The organism is Streptomyces fulvoviolaceus (assembly GCF_000718165.1).
Lineage (GTDB): Bacteria > Actinomycetota > Actinomycetes > Streptomycetales > Streptomycetaceae > Streptomyces > Streptomyces fulvoviolaceus.
Genome location: NZ_JOEY01000012.1, coordinates 36,069 through 60,153, shown reverse-complemented (window position 1 = coordinate 60,153; position 24,085 = coordinate 36,069). Strand labels below are relative to the sequence as shown.

The following is a 24,085-nucleotide window of genomic DNA, read 5'->3' as shown; positions in this document are numbered from 1 at the left end:
GCGAGGTCGCATGGACGCTCGGGGCGGTTCACGCTGGAGGCACGGGGTCGTTTCCTCAAGGGTCCTGACGGACCGGAGCGGAGGAGCCATGACGTCGGCGACTCGGAACGACGTACCCGTCGCACTCGAAGGCGGCGGAGTGGAGCTGCGTATCAAGCCGATCGGGGGCGGGATGTCGGTCGGTTACGTGCGTCTGCCGCAGGGCACGGACATGGGACCCGCGCTCAAGGGCCTTCCCGGCGACGCCTGCCAGTGCCCGCACTGGGGCTACTTGCTGAAGGGCCGCCTGAGGATGCTCACGCCCGAGGGTGAGGAGGTCTACGAGGAGGGGCAGGCCTACTACTGGGGACCCGGCCACGTCCCCCTGGCCCTGGAGGACTGCGAGTTCGTCGAGTTCTCCCCGACCGAGGACTTCCAGCGGGTCATCGACCACGTGATCTCACAGGCCGGCTGAGCTGTCGGTGCCGGGCGGTACCGTCGGATCATGTCCAATCAGGCGGGGAACTCCACGGGCGAACGGCGACTGGCCGTGCTCGACGGTGTCCTGGAGCGGATCACGTACGCCAACGAGGAGAACGGCTACACGGTCGCCCGCGTCGACACCGGCCGGGGCGGCGGCGACCTCCTCACCGTCGTCGGCGCGCTGCTCGGCGCCCAGGTCGGTGAGTCCCTGCGGATGGAGGGCCGTTGGGGGTCGCATCCCCAGTACGGCAAGCAGTTCACCGTCGAGAACTACACGACCGTCCTGCCGGCCACCGTCCAGGGCATCCGCCGCTACCTCGGATCGGGGCTCGTCAAGGGCATCGGCCCCGTCTTCGCCGACCGCATCACCCAGCACTTCGGCCTGGACACCCTGCAGATCATCGAGGAGGAGCCGAAGCGGCTGATCGAGGTCCCCGGCCTCGGTCCCAAGCGCACCAAGAAGATCGCCGACGCCTGGGAGGAGCAGAAGGCGATCAAGGAGGTCATGCTCTTCCTCCAGACCGTCGAGGTGTCGACGTCGATCGCGGTCCGCATCTACAAGAAGTACGGCGACGCCTCGATCTCGGTCGTGAAGAACCAGCCGTACCGCCTGGCCGCCGACGTCTGGGGCATCGGCTTCCTCACCGCCGACAAGATCGCCCAGTCCGTCGGCATCCCGCACGACAGCCCGGAGCGCGTCAAGGCGGGCCTGCAGTACGCCCTTTCGCAGGCCACCGACCAGGGCAACTGCTACCTCCCCGAGGAACAGCTGATCGCCGACGCGGTGAAGCTGCTGCAGGTCGACACGGGCCTGGTCATCGAGTGCCTGGCCGAGCTGGCCCTGCCGGACGAGGACTCCGGCGACCCCGGTGTCGTACGGGAGAAGGTGCCCGGGCCGGACGGCTCGGAGCCCGTCACCGCCGTCTACCTCGTCCCCTTCCACCGGGCCGAACTCGCCCTCTCCGCCCAGCTGTTGCGCCTCCTGCGCACCGACCAGGACCGGATGCCCGGCTTCCGGGACGTGGCCTGGGACAAGGCGCTGGGCTGGCTGAAGTCCCGTACCGGAACCGACCTCGCTCCCGAACAGGAACAAGCCGTCCGGCTCGCGCTGACCAAGAAGGTCGCCGTCCTCACCGGCGGCCCCGGCTGCGGCAAGTCCTTCACCGTTCGCTCGATCGTGGAGCTGGCCCGCGCCAAGAAGGCCAAGGTCGTCCTCGCCGCCCCCACCGGCCGCGCTGCCAAGCGCCTCGCCGAACTCACCGGAGCCGACGCCTCCACCGTCCACCGTCTCCTGGAACTGAAGCCCGGCGGCGACGCGGCCTACGACAAGGACCGCCCGCTGGACGCCGACCTGGTGGTGGTCGACGAGGCGTCCATGCTCGACCTGCTGCTCGCCAACAAGCTGGTGAAGGCGGTCCCGCCGGGTGGCCATCTGCTCTTCGTCGGGGACGTCGACCAGCTCCCCAGCGTCGGCGCCGGCGAGGTCCTGCGGGACCTCCTCGCCGACGACAGTCCCATCCCCGCCGTGCGCCTCACGCGCGTGTTCCGCCAGGCCCAGCAGTCGGGAGTCGTGACGAACGCGCACCGGATCAACTCGGGCCAACACCCGGTCACCGACGGCATGAAGGACTTCTTTCTCTTCGTCGAGGACGACACCGAGGAGGTCGGCAGGCTCACGGTGGACGTGGCGGCCCGTCGGATTCCGGCCAAGTTCGGGCTCGACCCGCGCCGGGACGTCCAGGTGCTCGCGCCCATGCACCGAGGGCCCGCCGGCGCCGGCAACCTCAACGGCCTGCTCCAGCAGGCCATCACCCCAGGGCGCCCCGACCTCGCCGAGAAGCGGTTCGGCGGCCGGGTCTTCCGGGTCGGCGACAAGGTCACCCAGATTCGCAACAATTACGAGAAGGGCACCAACGGTGTCTTCAACGGCACGGTGGGCGTGGTCACCTCGCTCGACCCGGTCGACCAGCGCCTCACGGTGCTGACGGACGAGGACGAGGAGGTTCCGTACGAATTCGACGAACTGGACGAACTGGCCCACGCGTACGCGGTGACCATCCACCGTTCACAGGGAAGTGAATATCCGGCCGTGGTGATCCCGGTCACCACCAGCGCCTGGATGATGCTGCAGCGGAACCTGTTGTACACGGCGGTCACCCGGGCCAAGAAGCTGGTCGTCCTCGTCGGTTCACGCAAGGCGATCGGCCAGGCGGTGCGCACGGTGTCGGCGGGACGGCGCTGTACGGCCCTGGACTTCAGGCTCTCGGGATCGTGAGCTCGCGGATCGTGAAGCGGTCGGGGGCCAGTGGTGGGCCAGTCGTGGGTCAATCGTGAGGCATCACGAAAAATGATCGATCAAATGAGTCGTGAAGGTCACAGAGCCCTTCCAGATGGGGAAGACAGGGGGCAGGATGAGCAAGTTGGCGGCACTCAGTGCCGCCGATAAGCCCAATGGTCGACCCCCAGTGCACTCTTCTGCGCCGAATGGGGGATGGTAGAGACAGTCAGGGCAACCTCGAAGATGAGGCACAACGTCGGTGAGGGAAGACGTGAGCGACAACTCTGTAGTACTGCGGTACGGCGACGGCGAGTACACCTACCCGGTGATCGACAGCACCGTCGGCGACAAGGGCTTCGACATCGGCAAGCTCCGCGCCCAGACCGGTCTGGTGACGCTGGACAGCGGATACGGCAACACCGCCGCGTATAAATCCGCGGTCACCTACCTCGACGGCGAATCGGGCATCCTCCGCTACCGCGGCTACCCGATCGAGCAGCTGGCCGAGCGCTCCACCTTCCTGGAGGTCGCCTACCTGCTGATCAACGGCGAGCTGCCGACCGTCGACGAGCTCTCCACGTTCAAGAACGAGATCACCCAGCACACCCTGCTGCACGAGGACGTCAAGAACTTCTACCGCGGTTTCCCGCGCGACGCCCACCCGATGGCCATGCTGTCGTCGGTCGTGAGCGCCCTGTCGACGTTCTACCAGGACAGCCACAACCCCTTCGACGAGAAGCAGCGCGACCTCTCGACGATCCGGCTGCTCGCCAAGCTTCCGACGATCGCGGCCTATGCCTACAAGAAGTCGATCGGCCACCCGTTCGTCTACCCGCGCAACGACCTCGGTTACGTCGAGAACTTCCTGCGCATGACCTTCTCGGTCCCCGCGCAGGAGTACGACCTCGATCCGGTCGTCGTCTCCGCGCTGGACAAGCTGCTGATCCTGCACGCGGACCACGAGCAGAACTGTTCGACGTCCACGGTCCGTCTGGTCGGCTCCTCGCAGGCGAACATGTTCGCGTCGATCTCGGCCGGCATCAACGCCCTGTGGGGCCCGCTGCACGGCGGCGCCAACCAGTCGGTCCTGGAGATGCTCGAGGGCATCCAGGCCAACGGCGGCGATGTCGACTCCTTCATCCGCAAGGTGAAGAACAAGGAGGACGGCGTCCGCCTGATGGGCTTCGGCCACCGGGTGTACAAGTCCTTCGACCCGCGCGCGAAGATCATCAAGGCGGCGGCGCACGACGTCCTCTCGGCCCTCGGCAAGTCCGACGAGCTGCTGGACATCGCGCTCAAGCTGGAGGAGCACGCGCTCTCGGACGACTACTTCGTCCAGCGCAACCTCTACCCGAACGTCGACTTCTACACCGGCCTGATCTACCGCGCCATGGGCTTCCCGACCGAGATGTTCACGGTCCTCTTCGCCCTCGGCCGGCTCCCGGGCTGGATCGCCCAGTGGCACGAAATGATCAAGGAGCCGGGCTCCCGCATCGGCCGCCCGCGCCAGATCTACACGGGTGTCGTGGAGCGCGATTTCGTTCCCGTCGAGGAGCGCTGAGCTCGTAGTCGCCGGGCGCGCTCTCGATGGGGGCGCGCCCTGGAAGCGAACTGAGCGGCAAGAAAACGCGGAAGGCGCCCTGCCGCCGGTCCCCCCACGGGCCGGCGTACAGGGCGCCTTCCCATGTCCCGGTGCGGATTCCCCCCACGGGATCCGGCCGGGCGTCTTGAGAAGACAGCGCCTGAATCGCTGTCTGTCTTTCTGTGCCGCTGTTTGAGCAGAACGAGCAAAACTCGCCGTACTACTCCTTGTGTGCGATCTGCCGGGACAGCGCACGCTCGAGAGGGCCGCTCAAAGCTTCCCGAAGTGCGTGCCCCGGCAACGCATCTCTGAGGAAGTCCCCCAAGACATCCTCAGATGCCAGTCAGCGCCCCCCAAGACGCTTCCTGACATCGTCAACTTAGACCTTCGAACCCCTTCGATGGTTACGTTCACATCACTGTGATCTGCGTCTCTTGCATATGTCCGTTAGGTACGCAAGAGCCCGGATACCGCGAACGAGACCCAAGCGTAAGGACGATGCGCGAGTCTTGTGAAGAGCTTATGTGAGTGCGGCGCCGGACTCCAGAGGTGCTCTGGCCTCGACTTCCCCTAACCGCGGGTAACCTCTGCTGACTTCAGCGGAACGTCCGCAATCGGAGGCTGTTCGTCACCACGAACACCGACGAGAAGGCCATCGCGGCCCCCGCGATCATCGGGTTCAGCAGTCCCGCGGCGGCCAGCGGCAGCGCGGCCACGTTGTATCCGAACGCCCATACGAGGTTCCCCTTGATCGTGGACAGCGTCCTGCGCGACAGCCGGATCGCGTCCGCGGCCACCCGCAGATCCCCGCGCACCAGCGTCAGATCGCCCGCCTCGATCGCCGCGTCGGTCCCGGTGCCCATCGCCAGGCCCAGGTCGGCGGCGGCGAGCGCGGCGGCGTCGTTGACCCCGTCGCCGACCATGGCGACCGTCCGCCCCTCGCCCTGCAGCCGCCGTACGACATCGACCTTGTCCTCGGGCAGCACCTCGGCGACCACCTGGTCGATGCCCACCTGACGGGCCACCGCCTCGGCCACCGCCCGGTTGTCCCCGGTCAGCAGCACCGGCGTGAGCCCCAGCGCCCGCAGCGCGCGCACCGCCTCGGCGCTGGTCTCCTTGACCGCGTCCGCGACGGCGAGGACACCGCGTGCCACTCCGTCCCAGCCGACCACGACGGCCGTACGACCGTCCTGTTCGGCCTCGTCCTTGGCGCGGGCCAGTTCCCCGGGCAGCTCGTCGAAGAGCCGTCCTACGGCCACCTCGTGGCCCTCCACCCGCCCGCGTACGCCCCGCCCGGGCACGTTCTCGAACCGCTCGGCCCCCGGCAGTGGTCCGACCCGCTCCTCGGCGCCCGTCGCGACCGCCCGGGCGACGGGGTGCTCGGAGGCGTGCTCCAGGGCGCCCGCGAGCCGCAGTACCTGTCGCTCGTCGGCGCCTTCGGCGACGTACACCTTCTGGAGGGTCATCCGGCCGGTGGTGACGGTGCCGGTCTTGTCGAGGACGACGGTGTCGACGCGGCGCGTGGACTCCAGCACCTCGGGACCCTTGATGAGGATGCCGAGTTGGGCGCCGCGCCCGGTGCCGACCATCAGCGCGGTCGGCGTGGCCAGGCCCAGCGCGCACGGGCAGGCGATGATCAGGACGGCGACGGCCGCGGTGAACGCGGCGACGGTGTCGCCGGTCGCGCCGAGCCAGCCGCCGAACGTGGCGACCGCGATGACGATGACGACCGGCACGAACACCGCGGAGATCCGGTCGGCCAGCCGCTGCACCTCCGCCTTGCCGTTCTGCGCCTCCTCCACCAGCCTCGCCATCCGCGCGAGCTGCGTGTCGGCGCCGACCCGGGTGGCCTCTACGACGAGCCGGCCGCCGGCGTTGACGGTGGCGCCGGTGACGGCGTCGCCGACGGTCACGTCCACCGGCACCGACTCGCCGGTCAGCATGGACACGTCCACCGCGGAGGCGCCCTCGACGACGGCGCCGTCGGTCGCGATCTTCTCCCCGGGCCGTACGACGAACCGGTCCCCGACGGCCAGCCGCGCCACCGGGATCCGCACTTCACGCCCGTCCCGCAGCACGGACACGTCCTTCGCGCCCAGCTCCATCAGCGCCCTGAGCGCCGACCCCGCGCGCCGCTTGGCCCGGGCCTCCAGATAGCGGCCCAGGAGGATGAACGCGACGACCCCGGACGCCACTTCGAGGTAGATGGTCGAGGCCCCGTCCATCCGCGAGACGGTGAACTCGAAGCGGTCCTTCATGCCCGGCATGCCCGCGTCACCGAAGAACAGCGCCCACAGCGACCAGCCGAACGCGGCCAGCGTGCCGAGCGAGACCAGGGTGTCCATGGTGGCGGCGCCGTGCCGGAGATTGGTGAAGGCGGCCCGGTGGAAGGGCAGCCCGCCCCAGACGACCACGGGCGCGGCGAGGGTGAGCGCCAGCCACTGCCAGTTGTCGAACTGGAAAGCCGGGACCATGGAGAGCAGGATCACCGGGACGGCGAGCAGGGCGGAGACGACGAGCCGCTGACGGAGGGCGGCGAGCTCCGGGTCCTGGACGGGGGTCTCTTCCTTCGGAGGCTGGGGCTCCTCGGCCGTGTACCCGGTCTTCACCACGGTCGAGATCAGATCGGCGACGTGGACGCCCTCGGCGTAGGTGACCTTCGCCTTCTCGGTGGCGTAGTTCACCGTGGCGGTGACCCCGTCCATCCGGTTGAGCTTCTTCTCGACCCGAGCCGCACACGAGGCACAGGTCATTCCACCGATGACCAGCTCGACTTCGGAGGCGGACGCTATCGGGGCGGTAGTGCTGGCCATGTTCCAAACTCCAGAAACTGCAACGCCGTCAGGGGCGCGGGGCAGTGCCGATGATGCGGCTCCGCCGCGTGGGCGCGACAAGCCACGACGGAGCCGCACACGCAAGACGGCCCATCGTGGCACTTCCCGTCGCGTTCCTCAGACGCGGCCGACGAGCTCGAACCCGGCCTCGTCCACAGCGGCCCGCACCGCCGCCTCGTCGAGCGCGACCTCGGACACGACGGTGACCTCACCCGTCGAGGCGACCGCCTTCACCGAGCTGACACCGGCGATCTCGGAGATCTCACCGGACACGGAGCCCTCACAGTGTCCACAGCTCATCCCGCTCACCTTGTAGACGGCGGTGACGGAACCCTGGGTGTCGGTCTGGGCGCTCATGTCGTTCTCCTCGTGGAGGCATGTGGGGCTGAGGGGACCCACGATGGGGTCCACACTTCTCAGAGTATACCCCTAGGGGGTATTTCTCCAAGAGGGGTCGCGCCGGACCGGCGACCGTGCCCATGTGACGCCGAACAGCGACACGAGCACCATGAGCCCGAGGGAGAACGGCGTGGAGTGGTTTTGCTGTCGGCCGGTCGCCTGAAGGAGGTACCTCTGGGCGAGAACAACTGCCGGTCCAGGTTCGTTCCGGCCAGGCGCGCCGCCAGCCGGAGCGCGATGCCGTGCGTCGAGTCCCACAGCGCGTGCGGGAGGGAGATGCCGAACGTGCCGATCACCGGCCCGGCGAAGGAGAAGCGCCCGTTCGGGCGGCGCTCTCCAGGGCCGCGAAGCCGAAGCCGACCGTCACGCCGAGCGCGAACCCGGCGCGGATCCCATGTAGCCGCGGCTGCCGACGCAGCACCGCCCTCGGCACGGTCCTGCCTGTCCTGCGCGACGCCGGGGACCTTCGCTCCCGCTTCGGCTCGGTGATGATGGCGGTCGGCGCGGTGGGGGAGTTCGGGCCGGTCATCGCCATGGCCCTGAGCGGGCGTTCGGCGGGGGAGTCGACGGTGTGCTCGCCGCGTTCGGGCTGCTGACGGCGGTAGCGGTGTGGTGGGCGATGCGGCCGCGCCCGCCGTGGTTCTCCCGGGTGATCGCCCGGACCCTGCACAGCAGCGGCCAGTTCGCCGTACGACTCGTCGTGCTGATGCTGGCCGTGATGCTCGGCATCTCCCAGGTCCTCGGCCTCGACACCCTGCTCGGTGCCTTCGCCGCGGGGCTGATCACGCGGCTGGTGCTGCACGGGTCGGCGCCGGAGAGCGCGGACCCGGTCCTGGAGAAGGTCGAGGCGATGGGCTTCGGCTTCCTGGTGCCGGTGTTCTTCGTCGTCACCGGCATCGAGTTCGACCTGGACGCCCTGCTGTCCGGCGGCCGGGCACTGCTGCTCCTGCCCGTCTTCCTCGTGCTGTTCCTGCTGGTCCGGGGCCTTCCGGTGGACGTCCTCGCCCCGCGCGACCTCGTACGACGCGACCGGCGCGCGCTCACCCTCTTCGCGTCCACCGCGCTGCCGTTGGTGGTGGCGATCACGATCGGCGTCGAGGACAAGGTCCTGAAGACGGACGACACCGCCGCCCTGGTGGGCGCCGGGATGCTGTCGGTGCTGCTGTTCCCGCTGGCGGGACTGCGGTGCGGGGCGAGCGGAGGGTGGTGGAGGAGCCGGTCAGCGGGGTGGAGTCCTGGTGAGACCCGGTCTGCCGAGCCGGTCGCCGACGAGCGGGTCGAGGTAGCGGATCAGGGCGTTCTTGATCTCCTGGACGTATGCGTCGCGTTCGGCGCCCTCGCGGGCGAGGACCAGTTCCAGGCCCGCCATGTAGATGCCGAGGGCCATCTGCGCGGTGCGGGTGATGTCGGCGGACGGCGCGTCGGGCAGGAACGAGGAGAGCAGGGCTTCGACCCGGCCGATGAGCGTCGCGTGCAGGGCGTCGTGCTCCTCGGTGAGCCGCCCCGGGACGTCGGGGCCGTGCATCAGCGCGAAGAACACCGGATGGTCGCAGTTGAAGGCGATGAACCGATCGACTGCGGCACCGACGGCCTGCTCCAGCGGGGTCGCGGGATCGACCGGGGCGAGCGCCTCGCCGTAGGCCTCCCGCATCTCGTGCACGAGCCGCTCGCCCAGCTCGATCGCGATCGCTTCCTTGTTCGGGAAGAACTGGTAGAGCGTGCCCGGCGAGACGCCCGCCTCACGGGCGATGGCGTTGGTGCTGGCGGCGGTGTAGCCCGTGGTGCAGAAGACGGAGGCGGCGGCCTCCAGCAGCTGGGCGACACGACGCTCGCCGCGGGCCTGACGGCGGCGCGGCTGTTCCTTCTGTGCGTTCTCGGGCACGCGTTATCCCCAGGTCTCCGAACGGTGTTGACAAACACGAGTGGTCGCTCGCATTCTGGAGAAACGCGAGCGATGTCTCGTGTTTTTCAGTCTATGGCAAGGCGATGGCAGATCCATGCTGCCCGGTGAAGGGGACACCGCACGATGACCGAAGTCAACAAGCCGCCGCGCGTCGGGGGATGGACCAGGTTCGTGACCGCGCGGCCTCGGCTGTCACTGCTGGCCGCCTTGGTTCTCACCGTCCTCGCCGTGCTGGCCGGCAGCGGGGTCGCCGACCGGCTGGGCGCCGGCGGCTGGGAGGACCCGGGCGCCGAGTCGACGTATGCGACCAAGGCGCTGGAGCGCGAGTTCCCCGACTCCCAGCCCAATCTCCTGCTGCTCGTCGACGCGGGCGGCGCCTCCGTGGACGACCCGGCAGTGGCTGCGCAGGCCGCCCGCATCACCGCGAGCCTGTCAGCGGAGAAGGGGGTGACGGGCGTCGGCTCCTACTGGGGCTCCAAGTCGCCCGCCCTGCGCGCGAAGGACGGCCACGAGGCACTGATAGCCGCCCGCCTCACGGGCGACGAGACGGAGATGGGCGAGACCCTCGACCGCATCGCGCCCTCCCTCCGGGGCCGGCACGGGCCGGTGGAGGTCGAGATCGGCGGCTTGGTCGCGGTGCGGCACGAGATGCAGACGATCATCAAGGAGGACCTGACCCGGGCCGAGATGATCGCCCTGCCGATCACCCTCCTGCTCCTGGTGATGGTCTTCGGCAGCGCGATCGCGGCCCTGCTGCCGCTCGGCATCGGCATCGTCGCGATCCTCGGCACGAACGCGGTGCTGCGCGGCCTGACCGAGTTCACCGACGTCTCCGTCTTCGCCATGAACCTCACTACGGCCCTGGGTCTCGGCCTGGCCATCGACTACGCGTTGTTCATCGTCCGCCGCTTCCGCGAGGAACTCTCCACCGGCGCCGACCCGTTGACGGCGGTCGGCACCACCCTGCGCACGGCCGGGCGCACGGTCCTCTTCTCGGCCCTCACGGTCGCGGTGTCCCTGGCGGCGATGCTGCTCTTCCCGCAGTACTTCCTGAGGTCCTTCGCCTACGCCGGGATCGCCGTGGTCCTGCTCGCGGCGGCGGCCGCGCTGATCCTGCTGCCGGCGGCACTGGTGCTGCTGGGCCATCGGGTCAACTCGCTGGATCTACGACGGCTGTTCAGGCGGAGCGGTCGGCCGGCGCCCTCCGAGGGCACCGGCTGGGCCCGCACGGCCACCCTCGTCATGCGCCGCGCCCCCTTCTTCGCCCTCGGCACCACGGCCGTCCTGGTCCTCCTCGGACTGCCCTTCCTGGGCGTGAAGTTCGGCACCGCGGACGACCGTCAGCTGCCCTCGTCGGCCGAGTCCCACGTCGTGCAGCAGCACATCCGGGACGGCTTCCCGGGCAACCCCGGCGGCGGCCTCGACGTGCTCGCCGAGGGCCGGGCGACCGAGACGCAGTACGCCACCTACAAGGAGCGGATCGCCGCACTGCCCGATGTGCTGCGGGTCGACGGGCCACTGGTGAAGGGCGACTCGGCGTACTTCACGGTGCAGCCCAAGGGTGAGGCGGTGGACGACAGCGCCCAGCGCCTGGTGGGCGAGCTGCGGGCCACGAAAGCCCCGTTCGACACCAAGGTGACCGGCACGGCCGCCGTCCTCGTCGACTCCAAGGACGCGATAGGCGAGCAACTGCCCTGGGCGGCGGCCTTCATCGCGATCGTCACCCTGCTCCTGGTCTTCCTGCTGACGGGCAGCGTGCTGATACCGATCCAGGCGGTCCTGCTCAACGCACTCAGCCTGACGGCGATGTTCGGCGCGGTGGTCTGGGTCTTCCAGGACGGCCACCTCTCCGGCCTGCTCGGCTTCACCAGCCCCGGCTCCATCGAGACGACCCTCCCGGTCCTGATGTTCTGCGTGGCCTTCGGACTGTCGATGGACTACGGCGTGTTCCTGCTGTCCCGCATCAAGGAGGAGTACGACAGGACGGGCGACCACGACGAGGCGGTGCGGCACGGGGTGCAGCGCACGGGCGGACTCATCACAGCGGCCGCGGTGATCCTCGCGGTGGTGATGATCGCGATCGGCACGTCCCGCGTGACCAACACCAAGATGCTGGGGCTCGGCATCGCGCTGGCGGTGCTGATGGACGCGATGGTGGTCCGCAGCCTCCTGGTTCCGGCGATCATGCGCCTCACGGGCAGGGCCACGTGGTGGGCGCCGGGACCGTTGCGGAGGTTCCACGAGCGGTTCGGTGTCAGCGAGGGAGGAGAGAACCCACCCAGGGGCGCGGGGCTGAATCGACAGGCGGCTCCGCCGCGGGGCGCGACCAGCCACGATGGACCCGCAGACGAAAACGGCGATGGGAGCGCACATGCGGGCAGTGGTGTTCGAGCAATACGGTGAGCCGGCCGAGGTACGTGAGCTGCCCACCCCCCAACCGGCCTCCCACGGAGTCGTCGTACGCGTAGAAGCCACCGGCCTCTGCCGAAGCGACTGGCACGGCTGGCAGGGCCACGACCCCGACATCACGCTCCCCCACGTGCCGGGGCACGAACTCGCCGGCGTCGTCGAGGAGGTCGGCGCCGGAGTGAAGAACTGGCGCCCCGGCGACAGAGTCACCGTCCCCTTCGTATGCGCCTGCGGCACCTGCGGAACCTGCGCGGCAGGCGACCACCAGATCTGCGAACGCCAGACACAGCCCGGCTTCACCCACTGGGGCTCGTTCGCCCAGTTCGTCGCGCTGGACCACGCCGACGTGAACCTGGTGTCGATCCCGGACGACCTTTCCTACGCCACAGCGGCAGCGCTGGGCTGCCGGTTCGCCACGGCGTTCCGGGCGGTGGTGCAGCAGGGCCGGGTCGCGGCGGGGGAGTGGGTCGCGGTGCACGGCTGCGGCGGGGTGGGCCTGTCCGCGGTGATGATCGCGGCGGCGTCGGGGGCGAGGGTGGTCGCGGTGGACGTGTCCCCGCACGCCCTGGACCTGGCGCGGAAGTTCGGGGCGGCGGAGTGCGTGGACGCGTCGAGGGTCGGGGACGCGGCGGAGACGATCCGTGATCTGACCGGCGGCGGCGCCCAACTGTCCCTGGACGCCCTCGGCTCGCCGGTCACCTGCGCGGCCTCGGTCAACTCCCTGCGCCGCCGCGGCCGTCACATCCAGGTCGGCCTGCTGCCCTCACCGGACGGCACGACACCGGTCCCCATGGCCCGCGCGATCGGCCTGGAGCTGGAGATCCTCGGCAGCCACGGCATGGCCGCGCACACCTACCCGCCGATGCTGGAGCTGGTCCGGGCGGGCGTACTGCGGCCGGATCTGCTGGTGACCAACACGATCGGCCTGGACGCGACGCCCGCCGCGCTGGCCGCGATGGGGACGGCGCCTGGGGCGGGGGTGACGGTCATCGAGCCGTGGAGCTGAGGGTCGCCCACTGATGGTCGAGGAGCGCCATGAGTATCTCGTCGACCCACTCGCCGTCCCTGAACTCGACCTCTCGCCGGATCCCCTCCACCACGAACCCGACCTTCTCGTACACCCGCAGGGCGCGGTGGTTGTACGCGTAGGCCTCCAACTGGATCCGGTGAAGCCCGAGTTGCTCGAAGCCATGGCCGACGATGAGCCGGGTCGCCTCCGTCCCGAGGCCCCGGCCACGACCGCGCGGGCCGATCAGCGTGCGGAAGGTGCAGCTGCGGGCGGCCGGATCCCACTCGTAGAGGACGACCTCGCCGACGAGTTCGCCGGTGGCGCGGTCGGTGACGGCGAGGTCGAGGCGGTCGGGCTGCTCGGCGCGGGAGCCGTACCAGGAACGGACCCGGTCCAAGGTGAGTTCGGTGGTGGGCTCGCCGGTGAACCGTAGAGCCTCCGGATCCTGGATGATCTCCCAGATCACGTCGGCATCGGCTTCCGCGAACGGCCGCAGCACGCTCTTCTCGCCGGTGAGAACGGGTTTGACGGAGAAGTCGCTCATGGGGCGACTGTGTCAGACACCGCCTCCGCCCGGCCCGGGATTTTCGCCGCCCCCGACCCCGCCACCGGCACCAGATGGTGGGCGATGCTGCGCAGCTTCTCGCAGGTCTCGGATCACCGGCGTCACCCTGCGCGTCGACGGCGGCAAGTCGGTCGCGGCCGCCACCCACGACCGCCCACACTCACACCCGGCCCCGGGCCGCCCGATCCACTGACGCCGGAGAAGAGGGTGCCCGCACACAAGCGCAGGCACCCGAGATCACCTTCTACGGAGGTCAGTCCTCTCTTCGGCCGCGGTTGCCCGGCCGGGACGCGACCCACGCGCGGACGGTGTCCGCGAACCAGAAGGGCTTGCCGCCCTCCACATGGTCGGGCGGCGGCAGCAGCCCGTGCTTGCGGTACGACCGCACGGTGTCCGGCTGCACACGGATGTGCGCCGCGATCTCCTTGTACGACCAGAGCCTTCGGTCGGTCATGTGGTGCACCTCCTCGCGCGCACCGCGGCGGCGGCCGGGAACGGCCGTCGGGGGTACCGGGCGCTGCGCTGGCGATCACAAAGCCTGCGCCCGGTGAACGACACGGAGTGAGCGCAGGTCAGGGCTTGTGCACCGGGTGTGACGCGAGACCCGCGTACACGTGACATGTGTGACACGAAGGGGGCGTTTGTGACAGAGGTGACGCAAAGGCGCACGCGGGCGCAAGGGCGCGGCGCGTTGACAGACGGCATCGGAGGCGTCCCCGAAGGCGCACCCATGCTGCAACGCCCTCAGGGGCGCGGGGCTGCGTCGATATGCGGCTCCGCCGCGTGGGCGCGACCAGCCACGAGCCACCCGCAGTCGCACACCCACAGAACCCGGCACCCCCATAGGCGCCCGGCCCCACCCCCGGAGGGCTACGCCCCGCAGGACCTCAAGAACGCCCGAGTCCGCTGAGCAATGGGCAACGGCTTGTCGGGCTCACACGGATACATGTCCTGCTCGACGATCGCGAACAGATCCACATCCAGCTTCTGCGCAGCCTCCAGCACAGGCCCCAGCGCGGGCACACCGGCCGGCGGCTCGCACATCACGCCCTGCGCCACGGCCGGCCCGAACGGCGTCCCCTTGGCCTTCACATCGGCAAGGATCTCGGGATCCACCTGCTTGAGGTGCAGATACCCGATCCGCGAACCGTACGTCTCGATCAGCTTCACGCTGTCGCCACCGCAGTACGCGTAGTGCCCGGTGTCCAGACACAGCGACACGAGCGAGGAATCCGTCCCGTCGAGGAACCGGACCACGTTCTCCTCGCTGTCGATGTGCGTGTCGGCATGCGGATGCACGACGATCTGCAGCCCGTACTCCTCCCGCACCCGCTCCCCGAGCCGCTCGGTCAGCGAGCTGAGGTTCCGCCACTGCTCGGGCGTCAGCGTGTCCGGCTCCAGTACCTCCCCGGTCTTGTCGTCCCGCCAGAACGACGGAATCACGACCAGGTGAGAAGCCCCCATCGCCTGCGCCAGCACCGCGTTGTCCGCGACATGCGCCCAGGTCTTCTCCCAGACGGCCTCGCCATGGTGCAGGCCGGTGAAGACGGTGCCGGCGGACACCTTCAGACCCCGCCGGTTCACCTCCTCGGAGAGGACCGCGGGATCGGTCGGCAGATACCCGTACGGACCCAGCTCGATCCACTCGTACCCGGAGCCGGCGACCTCGTCGAGGAAGCGCTGCCAGGGGACCTGCTGAGGGTCGTCGGGGAACCACACACCCCATGAGTCGGGAGCCGACCCGATCCGGATGCGGGACAGTGAGGGTTGAGGTGACAACGACGTCATGCCGGTCAGCTTCCGCGCGAGCGGTAAGCGCTGTCAAGGGCTGGTCCGAATGTCTGGACAAAACATTGACAGGGCTCGGTGTGCAGGACTAGAAAGCCGTGGAGAGCCGTTACGAAGGGAACTCGATGGCGTACGACCTGATCACCATGGGGCGGATCGGAGTGGACCTCTATCCGCTGCAGACGGGCGTCCCCCTGCCGCAGGTGGAGACCTTCGGCAAGTTCCTCGGCGGCTCGGCGACGAACGTCGCGGTGGCCGCGGCCCGCCTGGGACGGCGCACCGCGGTGATCACCCGTACCGGCGACGACCCCTTCGGCAGGTACCTCCACGAGGCCCTGCGGGGCTTCGGCGTGGACGACCGCTGGGTCACCCCGGTCCCCGGCCTGCCGACCCCGGTCACCTTCTGCGAGGTCTTCCCGCCGGACGACTTCCCGCTCTACTTCTACCGGCAGCCCAAGGCCCCCGACCTGGAGATCGACGCCCACGAGCTCGACCTGGACGCCATCCACGAGGCCGGCATCTTCTGGGTCACCGGCACCGGCCTGAGCGAGGAGCCCAGTCGTACGGCGACGCTCGCGGCCCTCGCCCACCGGGCCAAGTCCGGCACGACGGTGTTCGACCTCGACTGGCGCCCGATGTTCTGGCAGGACCCGGCCGCAGCCCGCCCCTTCTACCAAGAAGCCCTCCGCCACACCACCGTCGCGGTCGGCAACCTCGACGAGGTGGAGGTGGCGACGGGCGTACGAGAGCCCCGAAAAGCCGCCCAGGCCCTCCTCGACGCCGGCGTCGAGATCGCCGTGGTGAAGCAGGGCCCCAAGGGAGTCCTCGCCGTCAACAACAAGGGCGAGTCCGCCGAGGTCCCGCCCCTCCCCGTCAACGTCCTCAACGGCCTCGGCGCCGGTGACGCCTTCGGCGGCTCCCTCTGTCACGGCCTGCTCGAGGGCTGGGACCTGGAGAAGATCATGCGGCACGCCAACGCGGCCGGTGCCATCGTCGCCTCCCGACTGGAGTGCTCGTCCGCCATGCCCACACCCGACGAAGTGCAAGCAGCGCTCACCGCGGGAGCCGTCCTGTGACCGTCGACGTCTCCGAACTCGTCCGCCTGCGCACCCAGCGTCCCGAGGCCGTCGCGGAGGCCGCCGCCCGCCGCGTCCGCAGGCCTCTGCTCAACGACGACGGCCGCCTGATGATCGTCGCCGCCGACCACCCGGCCCGTGGCGCCCTCGGCGTCGGCGACCGCAAGTTCGCCATGGCCAACCGCGCGGATCTGCTGGAACGCCTCTGCCTGGCCCTGTCCCGCCCCGGCGTCGACGGCGTTCTCGCCACCGCCGACATCCTGGACGACCTGCTCCTCCTCGGCGCCCTCGACGGCAAGGTCGTCATGGGCTCGATGAACCGCGGCGGCCTCCAGGGCGCCAGCTTCGAACTCGACGACCGCTTCACCGGCCACCGCCCCGAGGACATCCAGCGCCTCGGCTTCGACGCCGGCAAGCTGCTCCTCCGTATCGACTACGACGACCCGGGCTCCCTCACCACGATGGAGTCCACGGCCCGCGCCATCGACGACATGGCCGCACGGCAACTCCCGGTGTTCGTCGAGCCGTTCATCAGCAGCCGCACCACCGAGGGCAAGGTCAGGAACGACCTGTCCGCCGAGGCCGTCACCAAGTCCATCGCCATCGCGTCCGGACTCGGCGGGAGTTCGGCGTACACCTGGCTGAAGGTGCCGGTCACCGACAACCCCGACGACATGGCCGAGGTCATGCAGACCTCCACGCTGCCCGCCGTCCTCCTCGGCGGCGAGGTCGGGGACGACCAGGACGGTGCGTACGAGAAGTGGCGGGGCGCCCTTCAACTGCCCACCGTGCAGGGCCTGGTGGTCGGCCGTTCGCTGCTGTATCCGGCGGACGGCGATGTGGCCGCCGCCGTGGACACCGCCGTAGGACTGCTGTGAGGGCCGCCGCATGACGCAGAACAACGAGCTGTACGTCCCCAAGGGCGCCACCGCCAACGGTCAGTACGCCGTCGACATCGACCCCAAGCTGGCCGGCTGGGGCCACAGTGCCCTGCGGATCGTGGAGCTGGAGCCGGGCGGCACCCACACCTTCACCGCCGGTGACAGTGAGTGGATCGTGCTCCCGCTGCAAGGCGGATGTACCGTACAAATAGGCACGGAAGAAAGTGCCGAAGAGTTCCAACTCCTGGGCCGGGAAAGCGTGTTCGCCGGAGTCACCGACTTCGCGTACGTACCCCGGGACGCCCAGGCAACGATCGCCTCCGGCGCGGGAGGCCGCTTCGCCCTGGCAGGAGCGAAGTGCGAGCGACGACTCCCCGCCCGCTACGGCCCCGCGCCGGAGGTTCCCATGGAGGAGCGTGGCAGCGGCAACCGCCTGCGCCACGTCCGCAACTTCGCCTCGGCCGACGCCTTCGACTGCGACAAGCTCATCGCCGTCGAGGTCATCACCCCCGGCGGCAACTGGTCCTCGTACCCGCCGCACAAGCACGACGAGAACCGGCCCGGCGAGGAAGCGGAGCTGGAGGAGATCTACTACTTCGAGATCGACGGCCCGAACGGTTTCGGCTATCAGCGCGTATCTCCCTCCCGTGAGGGCGGATCGGACGTCCTCGCCGAGGTCCGCTCCGGCGACGCCGTCCTCGTCCCCGACGGATGGCACGGCCCGTCGATCGCCCAGCCCGGCCACGACATGTACTACCTGAACGTCATGGCGGGCCCGGGCGAGACCCGGGAGTGGCGGATCTGCTTCCACCCGGCCCACGTAGAAAGCACAGGGGGTTACCGATGACCTCAACGACGAGGCTCACGGTCGCACAGGCACTCGTACGCTTCCTGTCCGCCCAGTACACGGAGCGCGACGGCGTACGGCAGCGGCTGATCGGCGCCACCTGGGGCATCTTCGGCCACGGCAACGTCGCCGGGCTCGGCCAGGCACTGATCGAGTACGCCGACGACATGCCGTACCACCAGGGCCGCAACGAGCAGTCCATGGTCCACGCGGCCGTCGGCTACGCACGCCAGTCCAACCGCCTGTCCACGCACGCCGTGACTACCTCGATCGGCCCGGGCGCGACCAACCTGGTCACCGGCGCCGCGCTCGCCACGATCAACCACCTCCCGGTCCTCCTCCTCCCCGGCGACACCTTCGCCACCCGCGTCGCCGACCCGGTCCTCCAGCAGCTCGAATTGCCGTACGCGGGAGACATCAGCGTCAACGACTGTCTGCGCCCGGTGTCGAGGTACTTCGACCGTGTCACGCGTCCGGAGGCGCTGATCCCGGCGGCCCTGCAGGCCATGCGCGTCCTGACGGACCCGGTGGAGACGGGCGCCGTAACCCTGGCCCTCCCGCAGGACGTGCAGGCCGAGGCGTACGACTGGCCCGACGAGTTCTTCGCCGAGCGCACCTGGGTCGTACGACGCCCGGGCGCCGACCCGACCGAACTCGCCGAGGCGGTCAACGCGATCAGGGCGGCCGAGCGCCCCCTGATCGTCGCGGGCGGCGGTGTCCACCACAGCCGTGCCGAGGAGGCCCTCGCCGAGTTCGCCGCGGCCACCGGCATCCCGGTCGCCTCCACCCAGGCCGGCAAGGGCTCCCTGCGCTACGACCACCCCCAGGACGTCGGCGGCGTCGGCCACACCGGCACCGCCACCGCGGACGAACTCGCCCGCCTGGCGGACCTGGTGATCGGTGTGGGTACCCGGTACACCGACTTCACGACGGCCTCCGGCACCCTCTTCACCGGCGAGAACGTCCGCTTCCTCAACCTCAACATCGCCCCGTACGACGGCCACAAGCTCGCCGGGATGCCGCTCGTCGCGGATGCCCGCAGCGGCCTGACGGAGCTGACCCAGTCCCTGGGCATGCACGAGCACCGGGTCCCGGACTCGTACGTCAGCGAGTACACGCTCGACAAGGAGCGCTGGGAACAGCGCGTCGACGCGTGCTACGAGGCCGACGAGATCGACGTACGCCCCACGCAGTCGCAGGTGCTCGGCGCCCTCGACGCCCTCGTCGACGAGTCGGACGTGATCATCAACGCGGCCGGCTCCCTCCCCGGCGACCTGCACAAGCTGTGGCGGGCGCGCTCCCGGGACCAGTACCACCTGGAGTACGGCTACTCCTGCATGGGCTACGAGATCCCGGCCGCGATCGGCGTGAAGATGGCCGCCCCCGAGCGCAACGTCTGGGCGCTGGTCGGCGACGGCACCTACCTGATGATGCCGACGGAGATCGTCACGGCCGTGCAGGAGGGCGTCGCGATCAAGATGCTCCTCGTGCAGAACCACGGCTACGCCTCCATCGGCGGCCTGTCCGAGTCGGTCGGCGGCGAGCGGTTCGGCACCGCCTACCGTTACCAGTCCGACGACGGCACGTACACGGGGGCGCCGCTGCCCGTGGACCTCGCCGCGAACGCGGCCAGCCTGGGCATGCGCGTGCTGCGGGCGAAGACCGTACGGGATCTGCGGGCCGCGCTCGCCGAGGCCCGTGCCGCCGACATCCCCACATGTGTCTACGTCGAGACCGAAACGGCCGACACTGTGTCGGGCCCGCCGCCCGCGCAGGCCTGGTGGGATGTACCTGTGGCCGAAACCGCGACCCGACCGTCCGCGGTGAAGGCACGTGAGCTGTACGAACGGCACGTCTCTACCCGACGCCGCCATCTGTGAAGGAGTACTCGGTCATGACGAAGATCGTCAACCACTGGATCGGCGGCAAGACCGTCGAAGGCGCGTCGGGCAACTACGGGCCGGTCACCGACCCGGCGACCGGCGCGGTCACCACGAAGGTCGCGTTCGCGTCGGTCGACGAGGTGGACTCCGCGGTCGCCGCCGCCAAGGACGCGTTCCAGACCTGGGGCACCTCCTCGCTCGCCAAGCGCACCACGATCCTGTTCCGCTTCCGGGCGCTGCTCGAGGCGAACCGGGACGCGATCGCCGAGCTGATCACCGCCGAGCACGGCAAGGTGCACAGCGACGCGCTGGGCGAGGTCGCGCGCGGCCTGGAGATCGTGGACCTGGCGTGCGGGATCACCGTGCAGCTGAAGGGTGAGCTGTCGACCGAGGTCGCCAGCCGCGTGGACGTCTCGTCCATCCGCCAGCCGCTCGGTGTCGTCGCCGGCATCACGCCGTTCAACTTCCCGGCGATGGTCCCGATGTGGATGTTCCCGATCGCCATCGCGACCGGCAACACCTTCGTGCTGAAGCCGTCCGAGAAGGACCCGTCGGCCTCCCTGAAGATCGCCGAGCTGCTCGCCGAGGCGGGTCTGCCCGACGGCGTCTTCAACGTCGTCCACGGTGACAAGGTGGCCGTCGACCGCCTCCTGGAGCACCCGGACGTCAAGGCCGTCTCCTTCGTCGGCTCGACCCCGATCGCCCGCTACATCCACACCACGGCCTCCGCGAACCACAAGCGGGTCCAGGCCCTGGGCGGCGCGAAGAACCACATGCTGGTCCTGCCGGACGCCGACCTGGACGCGGCGGCGGACGCCGCGGTCTCGGCCGCGTACGGCTCGGCGGGCGAGCGCTGCATGGCGATCTCCGCGGTCGTGGCCGTCGGTGCGATCGGCGACGAGCTGGTCGAGAAGATCCGCGAGCGCGCCGAGAAGATCAAGATCGGCCCCGGCAACGACCCGGCCTCCGAGATGGGCCCGCTCATCACGAAGGTCCACCGCGACAAGGTGGCGTCCTACGTCACCGGCGCCGCGGCCGAGGGCTGCGAGGTCGTCCTGGACGGCTCCGGCTTCACGGTCGAGGGCTTCGAGGACGGCCACTGGATCGGCATCTCGCTCCTCGACAAGGTGCCGACCACGGCGAAGGCGTACCAGGACGAGATCTTCGGCCCGGTGCTGACCGTGCTGCGCGTCGACAGCTACGACGAGGGCATCGCCCTCATCAACGCCTCGCCGTTCGGCAACGGCACCGCGATCTTCACCCGGGACGGCGGCGCCGCCCGCCGCTTCCAGCTGGAGGTCGAGGCCGGCATGGTCGGCGTGAACGTCCCGATCCCGGTCCCTGTCGGCTACCACAGCTTCGGTGGCTGGAAGGACTCGCTCTTCGGCGACCACCACATCTACGGCAACGACGGCACGCACTTCTACACCCGCGGCAAGGTCGTCACGACCCGCTGGCCGGACCCGGCCGACGGCCCGTCGGGCGTGGACCTGGGCTTCCCGCGCAACCACTGAGTCGGTCGTACGATGCCCCGCTGTCCCCGGTGAGGGGAGGGCGGGGCACCGTCGTGTCCGGGCTCAGCCCTGCTGTTCCTGGACCTTCTTTATCTCCTCGGTGAGGTCACCGGTCTGCGCGGCAGGCGGGGCCTTCACCGTGGCCGTCTTCCCGAACTTCTCGAAGTCCATGGTGACCGTCATGGTGCCGAACTTCTGCTTCATCCGGACCGGCAGGTCCTCGGCGCCGAGCCACACGTCCATGGTGATCGAGGTCGCCCCGCCGGTGACCGAGCCCAGGAGGCTGTCCTGGTCGCCGTAGGCCTCCTTGAACTTGCCCATCCCGGCCTGATCGATCACGGCCCGGTAGTGGGTCGTGCTCTGCCCGTTCAGGGTCTGCTTGCCGAGGTCCTCGACGTCGTCGGCGTACTTGAGGCCCTTCATGGACGCCGACGGGCTGCCGGAGCTGCCGCTGAGCGCCTGGGCGCCCGATTCGCCCAGGACGGCCGACGTGTCGATCTTCATCCACTCCTTGCCCTTCAGCGGGCCGGAGGGCTGCGGGTCCACGTCGTAGTAATAGGCGCCGTCCACGAGCAGGACGCGGATCGACGGGTCGTCCGTCAACGTCTGCATCTGCGCGGCCTTGGTGTCCATCTCGACGTCGTAGGCGTACCCGTCGCCCCAGGAGTACGTGCCGTCCATGGCGATCGGAGTGCCGGTGCCCACGTCGGTGGTCATCTTCACCTCGGCCGACCCGAGCTGCTCGGTCCGGTCGGTCGCCCGCGTGAGCGCCGCCATGATCGCGTCGGTCTTGTCGACCGCGTCGGCCGCCTGCTTCACGCTGTCCGCGCCGCACGCGGACGTCGCGACCATCGCCGCGGCCGTGAACCCCACCCAGGCCGCGGTGTACTTCAGCTTCATGTGCCCCACCCGTTGCTGTGATTCTGTTGTGAGTGACGACTCTAGCGGGACCCACTGACACGTTCGGATTCCGGACAGCCGTACGTTTTTTTGACGCCCGCGCTGCGGTTCTCGTATCGGCAGGATTCTCGTAATCCCCGGACCGGAGTGCTGTATCCGGGGTCAAATGCCCTTCTGATCTACGGATTCCGTAGGTAAACGTCTATTGACGCGCTGGTTTTCGTCGGGGTTCCATTCAGCGCAATCTGCTGGACGAGTCGATCGGAACCGCCGTATGACCGACACGCTTCACAAGACCGCGGTCGAGCCCGCCGCGGCCCACCCCCCGAAGCTCAAGCGCTCCATCGGGGTCGTCGGCGGCACCCTCCTCACCCTCTCGTGCGTGACCCCCGCGTCCACCCTCTTCGTGGTCGTCCCCGACCTGTTCGGCTCGCTCGGCACCGCGACCGCCCTGACGATCGCCATCGGCTCCCTGCTCTGTATCGCCGTGGCGTTCTGCTACTCGGAGCTGGGCACCCTCATCCCCAGCGCGGGCGGCGAGTACGCGATGGTGTCGACGATGGCCGGCCGCCTCGCGGGCTGGCTGGTCTTCGTGCTGTCCCTCCTGGTCGTCATGATCGTCCCGCCGGTCATCGCGATGGGCACGGCGGACTACCTGGCCCCGATCGTCCACCTGAACCCCTCGATGGCAGGCGCCGGCGTCATGCTCCTCGCCACCCTCGCCGGCCTGCTCGACCTGCGCGCCAACGCCTGGATCACCGGCGTCTTCCTGGTCCTGGAGGTCATCGCGGCGGCCGTGGTGGCGGTGCTGGGCTTCGCGCACAGCGAGCGAGGCGTGGACAGCCTGGCCTCGATGCAGGTGGCAGGCGCGGACGGCCATACGGACACGGTGACCGCCATGCTGGTGGTGTCGGGCCTGGCGATCGCCCTCTTCGTCACCCAGGGCTTCTCGACCGCCGTCTACCTCTCCGAGGAACTGGAGAACCCGCGCCGCAACGTCGCCCGCACGGTCCTGGCCACCCTCGCGATCTCGTCGGTGATCATCCTGGTCCCGGTCGTCGCGATCACCCTGGGCGCTTCCGACCTCTCGGAGCTCACCGGCGGCGACATCGGCAGCATGGTCACGGCCTGGTCGAACTCGGCCGTGGGCACCTTCGTCAGCCTCTGCGTGGCCCTCGCGATCATCAACGCGGGCATCGTCATGGTCATCCAGAACTCCCGCGTCCTGTTCGCCTCGGCCCGCGACAAGGCCTGGCCCGCCCCCGTCAACACCCTCTTCTCCAAGCTCGGCCGCTTCGGCAGCCCTTGGGTGGCGACCCTTGCGGTAGGTGTCCCCGGCGCGGCCCTGTGCTTCGTGAACCTCGACGCCTTGTACGGCGTCACCGGAGTCTCGGTAACCGGCATGTACCTCTTGGTTGCGATAGCCGCCCTACTGTCCCGCCGAGGCCACCACAAGCACACGCACGCCTGGCGGATGCCACTGTGGCCGGCAATGCCGCTCCTACTGATCGCGGTCCTGGCGTACATCTTGAGCCAGCAGGAGACGAGTCACCTGCTGTGGACAGGCGGCATAACGGCAGCAGCCACCCTGTACTGGGCCCTGTACCTGCGTCCGCGCCGCGACACCCGCTGGCTCGTCTCGATCCCGGAGGACGCACAGCCCTGATCGCCCCGCAGGGGCGCCCAGGGGCGCGGGGCTGTATCGATTTGCGGCTCCGCCGCGTGGGCGCGACCAGCCACAACGCACCCGCACTC

Annotated in this window: 18 protein-coding genes and 1 pseudogene; 12 read left to right on the top strand and 7 right to left on the bottom strand. The window is 69.5% G+C overall.

Annotated elements, in window-relative coordinates; genetic code table 11:
- Window positions 1-88 precede the first annotated feature (88 nt).
- From IG08_RS0114420 to IG08_RS0114410, 3 genes are all read left to right on the top strand, one after another.
- Entirely contained in the window at window positions 89-454 is a 366-nt protein-coding gene (locus IG08_RS0114420; RefSeq protein ID WP_030600977.1) for a cupin domain-containing protein, read from the top strand.
- Between the two features lie 30 nt (window positions 455-484).
- On the top strand, window positions 485-2,737 hold the full coding sequence (recD2, locus tag IG08_RS0114415) for an SF1B family DNA helicase RecD2 (RefSeq protein ID WP_030600975.1): 2,253 nt from the start codon (window positions 485-487) through the stop codon (window positions 2,735-2,737).
- A 274-nt stretch (window positions 2,738-3,011) separates the two neighbouring features.
- Window positions 3,012-4,301 carry a citrate synthase gene (locus IG08_RS0114410; RefSeq protein WP_030600973.1) on the top strand — a complete coding sequence of 430 codons (1,290 nt, stop codon included), beginning with the start codon at window positions 3,012-3,014 and terminating at the stop codon, window positions 4,299-4,301.
- 617 nt (window positions 4,302-4,918) lie between these two features.
- Here IG08_RS0114410 and IG08_RS0114405 read toward each other — a convergent pair.
- Both IG08_RS0114405 and IG08_RS0114400 read right to left on the bottom strand, forming a co-directional pair.
- The gene (locus IG08_RS0114405; protein ID WP_030600971.1) at window positions 4,919-7,135 is read right to left on the bottom strand and encodes a heavy metal translocating P-type ATPase; all 2,217 of its coding nucleotides are present in this window, start codon (window positions 7,133-7,135) and stop codon (window positions 4,919-4,921) included.
- 138 nt (window positions 7,136-7,273) lie between these two features.
- Window positions 7,274-7,513 (bottom strand): heavy-metal-associated domain-containing protein, encoded by a 240-nt coding sequence (locus IG08_RS0114400; RefSeq protein ID WP_030600969.1) that lies wholly within the window; start codon window positions 7,511-7,513, stop codon window positions 7,274-7,276.
- A gap of 613 nt (window positions 7,514-8,126) precedes the next feature.
- On the opposite strand from IG08_RS0114400, the pseudogene IG08_RS57085 reads away from it, so the two are divergent.
- Window positions 8,127-8,669, top strand: a pseudogene (locus IG08_RS57085) (cation:proton antiporter domain-containing protein); the annotation flags it as partial.
- 105 nt (window positions 8,670-8,774) lie between these two features.
- Here IG08_RS57085 and IG08_RS0114390 read toward each other — a convergent pair.
- Window positions 8,775-9,437, bottom strand: a complete 663-nt coding sequence (locus tag IG08_RS0114390; RefSeq protein WP_030600965.1) for a TetR/AcrR family transcriptional regulator — start codon at window positions 9,435-9,437, stop codon at window positions 8,775-8,777.
- 144 nt (window positions 9,438-9,581) lie between these two features.
- On the opposite strand from IG08_RS0114390, the gene IG08_RS0114385 reads away from it, so the two are divergent.
- Window positions 9,582-11,861, top strand: coding sequence for an MMPL family transporter (locus IG08_RS0114385; RefSeq protein WP_030600963.1), 2,280 nt, complete (start codon window positions 9,582-9,584; stop codon window positions 11,859-11,861).
- On the top strand, window positions 11,830-12,873 hold the full coding sequence (locus tag IG08_RS0114380) for a zinc-dependent alcohol dehydrogenase family protein (protein ID WP_030600961.1): 1,044 nt from the start codon (window positions 11,830-11,832) through the stop codon (window positions 12,871-12,873). The genes IG08_RS0114385 and IG08_RS0114380 overlap by 32 nt, the downstream gene beginning before the upstream one ends.
- Here the strand turns inward: IG08_RS0114380 and IG08_RS0114375 are convergent.
- The 3 genes from IG08_RS0114375 to IG08_RS0114365 form a co-directional block, all read right to left on the bottom strand.
- Complete coding sequence (locus tag IG08_RS0114375) at window positions 12,854-13,420, bottom strand: GNAT family N-acetyltransferase (protein ID WP_030600958.1); 567 nt, start codon at window positions 13,418-13,420, stop codon at window positions 12,854-12,856. The genes IG08_RS0114380 and IG08_RS0114375 overlap by 20 nt on opposite strands.
- A gap of 274 nt (window positions 13,421-13,694) precedes the next feature.
- Complete coding sequence (locus IG08_RS0114370; RefSeq protein ID WP_030600956.1) at window positions 13,695-13,895, bottom strand: helix-turn-helix transcriptional regulator; 201 nt, start codon at window positions 13,893-13,895, stop codon at window positions 13,695-13,697.
- A gap of 416 nt (window positions 13,896-14,311) precedes the next feature.
- Entirely contained in the window at window positions 14,312-15,229 is a 918-nt protein-coding gene (locus IG08_RS0114365) for a sugar phosphate isomerase/epimerase family protein (RefSeq protein WP_030600954.1), read from the bottom strand.
- 125 nt (window positions 15,230-15,354) lie between these two features.
- Between IG08_RS0114365 and iolC the strand changes: the two genes are divergently transcribed.
- The 5 genes from iolC to mmsA are packed head-to-tail and all read left to right on the top strand — an operon-like array spanning window position 15,355 to window position 21,430.
- Entirely contained in the window at window positions 15,355-16,305 is a 951-nt protein-coding gene (iolC, locus tag IG08_RS0114360) for a 5-dehydro-2-deoxygluconokinase (RefSeq protein WP_030600948.1), read from the top strand.
- On the top strand, window positions 16,302-17,183 hold the full coding sequence (locus IG08_RS0114355) for a Cgl0159 family (beta/alpha)8-fold protein (protein WP_030600945.1): 882 nt from the start codon (window positions 16,302-16,304) through the stop codon (window positions 17,181-17,183). Before iolC ends, IG08_RS0114355 begins: the two co-directional genes overlap by 4 nt.
- A 10-nt stretch (window positions 17,184-17,193) precedes the next feature.
- The gene (gene iolB, locus IG08_RS0114350) at window positions 17,194-18,033 is read left to right on the top strand and encodes a 5-deoxy-glucuronate isomerase (RefSeq protein WP_030600942.1); all 840 of its coding nucleotides are present in this window, start codon (window positions 17,194-17,196) and stop codon (window positions 18,031-18,033) included.
- The gene (gene iolD / locus IG08_RS0114345) at window positions 18,030-19,913 is read left to right on the top strand and encodes a 3D-(3,5/4)-trihydroxycyclohexane-1,2-dione acylhydrolase (decyclizing) (RefSeq protein ID WP_030600941.1); all 1,884 of its coding nucleotides are present in this window, start codon (window positions 18,030-18,032) and stop codon (window positions 19,911-19,913) included. Before iolB ends, iolD begins: the two co-directional genes overlap by 4 nt.
- A 14-nt stretch (window positions 19,914-19,927) precedes the next feature.
- Window positions 19,928-21,430, top strand: coding sequence for a CoA-acylating methylmalonate-semialdehyde dehydrogenase (gene mmsA, locus IG08_RS0114340; protein ID WP_030600938.1), 1,503 nt, complete (start codon window positions 19,928-19,930; stop codon window positions 21,428-21,430).
- A 63-nt stretch (window positions 21,431-21,493) separates the two neighbouring features.
- Here the strand turns inward: mmsA and IG08_RS0114335 are convergent, their stop codons facing one another.
- Complete coding sequence (locus IG08_RS0114335) at window positions 21,494-22,330, bottom strand: SCO4651 family lipoprotein (protein WP_030600936.1); 837 nt, start codon at window positions 22,328-22,330, stop codon at window positions 21,494-21,496.
- 274 nt (window positions 22,331-22,604) lie between these two features.
- On the opposite strand from IG08_RS0114335, the gene IG08_RS0114330 reads away from it, so the two are divergent.
- Window positions 22,605-23,996: an APC family permease gene (locus tag IG08_RS0114330; protein WP_030600933.1), complete on the top strand. Its 1,392-nt coding sequence runs from the start codon at window positions 22,605-22,607 to the stop codon at window positions 23,994-23,996.
- Window positions 23,997-24,085: the final 89 nt, after the last annotated feature.

What these genes read in the sequence shown, in the direction of transcription:
- IG08_RS0114380 (WP_030600961.1), top strand. Translation starts at nt 11,830, where the DNA reads ATGCGGGCAGTGGTGTTCGAGCAATACGGTGAGCCGGCCGAGGTACGT.
- recD2 (WP_030600975.1), top strand. Translation starts at nt 485, where the DNA reads ATGTCCAATCAGGCGGGGAACTCCACGGGCGAACGGCGACTGGCCGTG.
- IG08_RS0114385 (WP_030600963.1), top strand. Translation starts at nt 9,582, where the DNA reads ATGACCGAAGTCAACAAGCCGCCGCGCGTCGGGGGATGGACCAGGTTC.
- iolC (WP_030600948.1), top strand. Translation starts at nt 15,355, where the DNA reads ATGGCGTACGACCTGATCACCATGGGGCGGATCGGAGTGGACCTCTAT.
- IG08_RS0114420 (WP_030600977.1), top strand. Translation starts at nt 89, where the DNA reads ATGACGTCGGCGACTCGGAACGACGTACCCGTCGCACTCGAAGGCGGC.
- IG08_RS0114370 (WP_030600956.1), bottom strand. Translation starts at nt 13,895, where the DNA reads ATGACCGACCGAAGGCTCTGGTCGTACAAGGAGATCGCGGCGCACATC.
- iolD (WP_030600941.1), top strand. Translation starts at nt 18,030, where the DNA reads ATGACCTCAACGACGAGGCTCACGGTCGCACAGGCACTCGTACGCTTC.
- IG08_RS0114330 (WP_030600933.1), top strand. Translation starts at nt 22,605, where the DNA reads ATGACCGACACGCTTCACAAGACCGCGGTCGAGCCCGCCGCGGCCCAC.
- IG08_RS0114400 (WP_030600969.1), bottom strand. Translation starts at nt 7,513, where the DNA reads ATGAGCGCCCAGACCGACACCCAGGGTTCCGTCACCGCCGTCTACAAG.
- iolB (WP_030600942.1), top strand. Translation starts at nt 17,194, where the DNA reads ATGACGCAGAACAACGAGCTGTACGTCCCCAAGGGCGCCACCGCCAAC.
- IG08_RS0114365 (WP_030600954.1), bottom strand. Translation starts at nt 15,229, where the DNA reads ATGACGTCGTTGTCACCTCAACCCTCACTGTCCCGCATCCGGATCGGG.
- IG08_RS0114375 (WP_030600958.1), bottom strand. Translation starts at nt 13,420, where the DNA reads ATGAGCGACTTCTCCGTCAAACCCGTTCTCACCGGCGAGAAGAGCGTG.
- IG08_RS0114405 (WP_030600971.1), bottom strand. Translation starts at nt 7,135, where the DNA reads ATGGCCAGCACTACCGCCCCGATAGCGTCCGCCTCCGAAGTCGAGCTG.
- IG08_RS0114335 (WP_030600936.1), bottom strand. Translation starts at nt 22,330, where the DNA reads ATGAAGCTGAAGTACACCGCGGCCTGGGTGGGGTTCACGGCCGCGGCG.
- mmsA (WP_030600938.1), top strand. Translation starts at nt 19,928, where the DNA reads ATGACGAAGATCGTCAACCACTGGATCGGCGGCAAGACCGTCGAAGGC.